Annotated in this window: 8 protein-coding genes; all 8 read right to left on the bottom strand. The window is 42.3% G+C overall.

Going from position 1 to position 4,781, the window contains the following annotated elements; translation table 11 throughout:
* Window positions 1-1,292 (bottom strand): NACHT domain-containing protein (locus tag ACTIE0_RS17985; RefSeq protein ID WP_439516947.1); only part of this gene is annotated, 1,292 nt, incomplete at its 3' end.
* A 190-nt stretch (window positions 1,293-1,482) separates the two neighbouring features.
* The gene (locus tag ACTIE0_RS17980; RefSeq protein WP_006668480.1) at window positions 1,483-2,595 is read right to left on the bottom strand and encodes a hypothetical protein; all 1,113 of its coding nucleotides are present in this window, start codon (window positions 2,593-2,595) and stop codon (window positions 1,483-1,485) included.
* Between the two features lie 57 nt (window positions 2,596-2,652).
* Complete coding sequence (locus tag ACTIE0_RS17975) at window positions 2,653-2,856, bottom strand: hypothetical protein (protein ID WP_231296327.1); 204 nt, start codon at window positions 2,854-2,856, stop codon at window positions 2,653-2,655.
* Between the two features lie 112 nt (window positions 2,857-2,968).
* Window positions 2,969-3,289, bottom strand: coding sequence for a type I restriction enzyme endonuclease domain-containing protein (locus tag ACTIE0_RS17970; RefSeq protein WP_039932364.1), 321 nt, complete (start codon window positions 3,287-3,289; stop codon window positions 2,969-2,971).
* Window positions 3,238-3,525, bottom strand: a complete 288-nt coding sequence (locus ACTIE0_RS17965; protein WP_006623778.1) for a type II toxin-antitoxin system PemK/MazF family toxin — start codon at window positions 3,523-3,525, stop codon at window positions 3,238-3,240. The genes ACTIE0_RS17970 and ACTIE0_RS17965 overlap by 52 nt, the downstream gene beginning before the upstream one ends.
* Entirely contained in the window at window positions 3,522-3,773 is a 252-nt protein-coding gene (locus ACTIE0_RS17960) for a hypothetical protein (protein ID WP_006668482.1), read from the bottom strand. The genes ACTIE0_RS17965 and ACTIE0_RS17960 overlap by 4 nt, the downstream gene beginning before the upstream one ends.
* Window positions 3,774-3,968: 195 nt before the next feature.
* The gene (locus ACTIE0_RS17955; protein ID WP_228116619.1) at window positions 3,969-4,244 is read right to left on the bottom strand and encodes a type II toxin-antitoxin system VapC family toxin; all 276 of its coding nucleotides are present in this window, start codon (window positions 4,242-4,244) and stop codon (window positions 3,969-3,971) included.
* Window positions 4,245-4,368: 124 nt separating this feature from the next.
* Window positions 4,369-4,617, bottom strand: a complete 249-nt coding sequence (locus ACTIE0_RS17950; protein WP_006623775.1) for a hypothetical protein — start codon at window positions 4,615-4,617, stop codon at window positions 4,369-4,371.
* Between the last annotated feature and the right edge of the window lie 164 nt (window positions 4,618-4,781).

Raw genomic sequence — 4,781 nt, 5'->3', positions numbered from 1 at the left:
TCAGGGTTTCCCTGTCCGATTTCCTCTAAACTCCATGCTGCCCGCCAACGAGTCAATTTATCCTCAGTGGTGCGGATAATTTCGAGCAAACCAGCGATCGCATCGGGATTTCCTGGGTCGATTTCCCCTAAACTAAATGCTGCCTGATAACGGGTATTTTCATTCTCAGTAGTGCGGATAATTTCAAGCAATACAGCGATCGCATCAGGGTTTCCTGGGTCGATTTTCCCTAAACTATCTGCTACCCGCCAACGGGCCCATTCATTCTCAGTGGTGCGGATAATTTCGAGCAATACAGCGATCGCCTTGGGATTTCCTGGGTCGATTTTCCCTAAAGTCTCTGCTGCCTGCATCCGACTGTCCTTTTCTGGGCAATTCTCAATAAGTTCAATCAGTGCGGACATCGCCAAGGGTCTAATGGTTTGTGGTATCACCTCTCTCGCCGCTTCTTCGATGGGTTCTAAAAAGGTTTGCCATTCCTGTTTTTCAGTATTGAAATAACCAAACCCCCACTTCACCACCTGCCGCACAATATCGGTAGCCAGAGAACAAGTCTTAAATTGATTAATTTCAGCAGCAGCCAGCAAATATGTTTTATATTCATAAAAATCTCTGACCCCATCCTCAAACTCAACCAACGCCCGAATAAACTCCTCCTTCTTCTGAGCCTGAATCTCCTTACGCCCCAACCAACACAAAATCACCTGCTTCCACTGCTTCTCAAAAATCCGATACCGCCTCCCCGCCACCGGAGAATCAACATGATTCCGAGGCAGAAAATAATCCCAATCCTCCACCGCCAACGCTGCAAAATACTCCTGAAACGTCGCATGATAAAAGGCAAAAATACTATCGCCGCGTCCATCTCTGCCCACCCGATTTAACCAACCCAACCGCAACACCAAATAAGCCCACGAAGTCTGATCTGATTCCTCCCCTAGATGCTCTTCCACCAAAGCCTGTGATAACCGAAATCGCTGCCGGGGCAAATTCAGCGCCGCCTTTGCCAGTTCCCCCAATTGCCGATTCAAATTCTGCTTTAATTTCGTGGTATTCGTGCCACAAACTTCCGCATACTTTTCCAAGTCATTTAAATTCTGATTCCACTCATAAATTTTTCGCAGGTAACGCTGATATAACTCCGCCTGAGTGTCCGGCAACGACCCATCCCAAATCATGCAGAGCATCGTCAAACACAAGGGATTTTGGACTAAATCAAGGAGGTTTTCCCGTCCCGGTTCATGGAGGGCGGCGATTAGAGCATCTGCAGGAGTTGGGGCTAAATTTTTCATGGTATTCTGGTGGGAGTCAGGCATAAATTACTAGAAATTACCTATTGACAAAACGACCAAATAGTGCATTGAGAAATCTTGAGTGATCCAGTCAGAAAATACCCCCTAGTTGACATGAGAAACCCTGGCTAAATTTGACTAACCTACCCGACAAGAGTAGCGATCGCCCCCGCCAATAATCTGCATAAATTTAGTTGAGGTTTAACTGCTTGAGCAGGGCTTCACCTGTCGTCTGGGGAACATTATACTCAGATAGAGTTGTTGCGTCAATTGCACCGCCGCCATAGGTCAAAACTCCCCATTGCCCCTGTTCTTTTCGGAGCAACATCATCCCGGCTGTTTCCCCTTGCTGCCAAGTAAGTAAAGCCGTGTCATCAGCGATCGCCATTTTTTCAATGGTTGGGGTAGGCAACCCTGCTGCTAAGGCTCCCGGTTCCAAAAACATGAGGGCAATGCGTTGTATTTCTTGGCGGTCTGAAGTTGGCTGATTGCTGACTGTGAAATTATTGAGGTCAAACTGTGCAGAAATTTCGATGATCTGCTCTCTCGCATCGAGTTCTAGCTGATGCCAACGGGCTTTATCTGTAGTCACGTTGAGCGCCATTTTTTTAATGGTTGGGGTAGGCAACCCTGCCCCGGCTAAGGCTCCCGGTTGCCAAAACATAAGGGCAATGGGTTGTATTTCTTGGCGGTCTGAAGTTGGCTGATTGCTGACTGTGGAATTATTGAGGTCAAACTGTGCAGAAATTTCCATGATCTGCTTTCTCGCATCGAGTTCTAGCTGATGCCAACGGGCTTTATCTGTAGTCACGTTTATCTGTCGGTTTCCAACTAACTCTACAATGGTCTGGCGAGCTTCTGGGAGTAGCACAAAAACCTCATCAGAGTGGAAGTAGCGAATTGCATAGATATCTGCGTTCTCATTGAGCAAATATCCGGCACCATCACCCTCACTAGCCAGAGATGAAGAGGCATAAACCACTTGAATCAAGCCCTGGGAGTCAGTCATCGTGCAGAGCTGATAACGCAAATTCCCGACAATTTTTTCCTGTTGTTGACAGGCTCGCCGGGTCAAACGCTCAAATTCTGTATAAATTGCCTCGGCGTTGTAGTGCCTCGATGCCAACCCAGAGGGGCTGGATACAGTAACGGGAGATGAGGCGATCGCAGCGTTTTGGGGTAGAAAAGACTCCGAAGATGGTCTTATAGTCTGCTCAGTAGTCTGCCCAGTTGTCAACTGCCCACAAGCCAATAATCCACAACTCAACCCCAGGAGTCCAGCCCAGCTCAAAGTTTTGGTCATCTTTTAGTGACATCGAATAAATAGACTTTGAGTTTAGCATACTGCCTACAGCATCGTTTATCGTCCGGGTAAGGAGCGATCGCGCCGTTGGGGTTTGGGTGATGAGGGTAGAGCGATCGCGCCGTCCCTTGGCTCATTGGGAAAACATCTTTTTGACCAATGGAGCTTTATCGATGGTGTTTGGTCGAGAACAATTTGCCCTTCCTTACCCTGAAACTGGCAGGCAATTCGCGTCTGGTAGGCTTTCCCTTGTGTCGTCATTGGGGCAATAATCACCGTGGCAATATAAAGGTAGTCTCCTTGGCAAACTCTCTGTTTTCAGCGATCGCAATTAGCAACTATTTCAACCTACCACAGGGAGATAGCTTGACAATTATTTTGCTTTGTGATATCTCAGGTTTATTGGTGCGAAATTTAGAATTAACCGTGCTACGGAGACGAGCGCGCGCACTTTCCCGATGCGCCCAGTCAATTTCAGGCTCATTAGCAATTCATGGGCGATCGTTTTTAGGCTGTCATTGCCCATCACTTCCACGGCGCTTTCATTCTCCGCCAGAGCGTCATAAAAGGCGATTTCATCCGCAGAAAGTCCTTGTTCCTCGCCCCGTTGGCGGGCGGCTTTAATATCTTGAGCCAGATTGATTAATTCTTGCAGAACTTCAACCGTTGATCTATTGGTCTTGTTTGTAAACAATCAGCAATAGATTTTTGGGTTAATCCATTAACAGAAGAAGGATTAATTTCAACATTAGTTTTAATTTTGGCTTTTTTACTATTCCATTCAGTTATGGGAACAACTTGAATTATAGGAACTCTTTGATTATAAGTATTATTGGTCACAATAATACAAGGACGAATTTTCCCTGTTTCCGAGCCTTTGGTTGGCTCAAGATTAACGTCAATAATCATTCCTATTTCTAGTTTACTCATTCTACAAAATCCAATAATGCTGACTCAGTTAATTCTTTAAGTTCATTACTTTCTTGATATATTTCTGCATACAAATTAGCAGATTGTTCTAAATCTAATTCTTCTTGAATCTTCTTTTTAAGTGTTGTTTCTACTAATTTACTTGCCAAGAGATTTAAAAAATCTTCCTCACTTTCAGTAAATAGTTCTACAACAATTTCTTTAATCATATTTTTAAGTTGATTTTGTTCTAAGAATAAGTCAAACATAATAACCTCCGTAATGTATCAATGGCAGAATCAGGAATATTCTGGATTTCTTTAAGTCGTTTCGGCGAGATACTCATAATTTTGTCTCCGTCTCCTTTTGGTTTTTGTTTTCATCCCATTCACATTCCCTTGTAGGTTAAATACATTTTGTATATATATCAACAATAGCATAAGATTGAGTTTCAATAATAAAAATTAAATATTTTCCTCCGAATCCTCAAGTTGTAAACTTTTTACTCTTTGAAACTCCTTAGTATTATGAGTTACTAAAATCAGATTATTAGCTAAAGCAATAGCCGCAATCTGAAAGTCATAAGCACCTATAGGAGTACCTAATTTTGATAATTCCGAGCGAATTTCACCATAAATTTTCGCTGATTTACCATTAAAGGGTAAACTAACATATTGAGAGAAAAATAACTCATATAAAGCTAGATTTTGCTCTTTTTTAGCACTACGACAAGCAAATATAATTCTGCTTTGACTACATCACATAAACAAATATCTTGGCGAGGAGTAATTTTAAATTTATTGATTACATTAAGATTACGTCCCGTTAAATATTGAATACAGGTATTGGTATCTAACAAATAAATCATGATTCAATATCCCAAATTCTCTCATCACAATTTACTAATTCTTCTCTAATTAAAACTTCACCTTCCCACTTGCCCGCAGTCTTTTCAAAAAAATCAGCAGGATAACCTAATTCTTCAGGTGTTGGTATTGTTTCTTCAACCAAATCACTAATAACAATTTCTAATTCTTTGTTAGCTAATTGTTGGGGAAGTTGTAATAATAACTTCCCTTCAGGATCAGTTTTTAATTTGAGTTTGATTTTCATAGTAAAATTTCTCCCTAAAACTAAGAGGTGTCAAAAATTGCTAGATCTAGCATACACAAAACTTGATTCCTCGCCCAATTCCTGAACTGGCAAGGGGTTCAGCCTTTTTTAAAGGTGGATGTTATACAGAATCAAGGGGATATGCACCTTAGCCTCAAAAAGCT

Source organism: Limnospira sp., from assembly GCF_051859755.1.
Taxonomy (GTDB): domain Bacteria; phylum Cyanobacteriota; class Cyanobacteriia; order Cyanobacteriales; family Microcoleaceae; genus Limnospira; species Limnospira fusiformis.
This window is presented reverse-complemented; position numbering and strand designations above follow the sequence as displayed.

What these genes read in the sequence shown, in the direction of transcription:
- ACTIE0_RS17965 (WP_006623778.1), bottom strand. Translation starts at nt 3,525, where the DNA reads ATGAGTAAACTAGAAATAGGAATGATTATTGACGTTAATCTTGAGCCA.
- ACTIE0_RS17960 (WP_006668482.1), bottom strand. Translation starts at nt 3,773, where the DNA reads ATGTTTGACTTATTCTTAGAACAAAATCAACTTAAAAATATGATTAAA.
- ACTIE0_RS17980 (WP_006668480.1), bottom strand. Translation starts at nt 2,595, where the DNA reads ATGACCAAAACTTTGAGCTGGGCTGGACTCCTGGGGTTGAGTTGTGGA.
- ACTIE0_RS17950 (WP_006623775.1), bottom strand. Translation starts at nt 4,617, where the DNA reads ATGAAAATCAAACTCAAATTAAAAACTGATCCTGAAGGGAAGTTATTA.
- ACTIE0_RS17975 (WP_231296327.1), bottom strand. Translation starts at nt 2,856, where the DNA reads ATGACGACACAAGGGAAAGCCTACCAGACGCGAATTGCCTGCCAGTTT.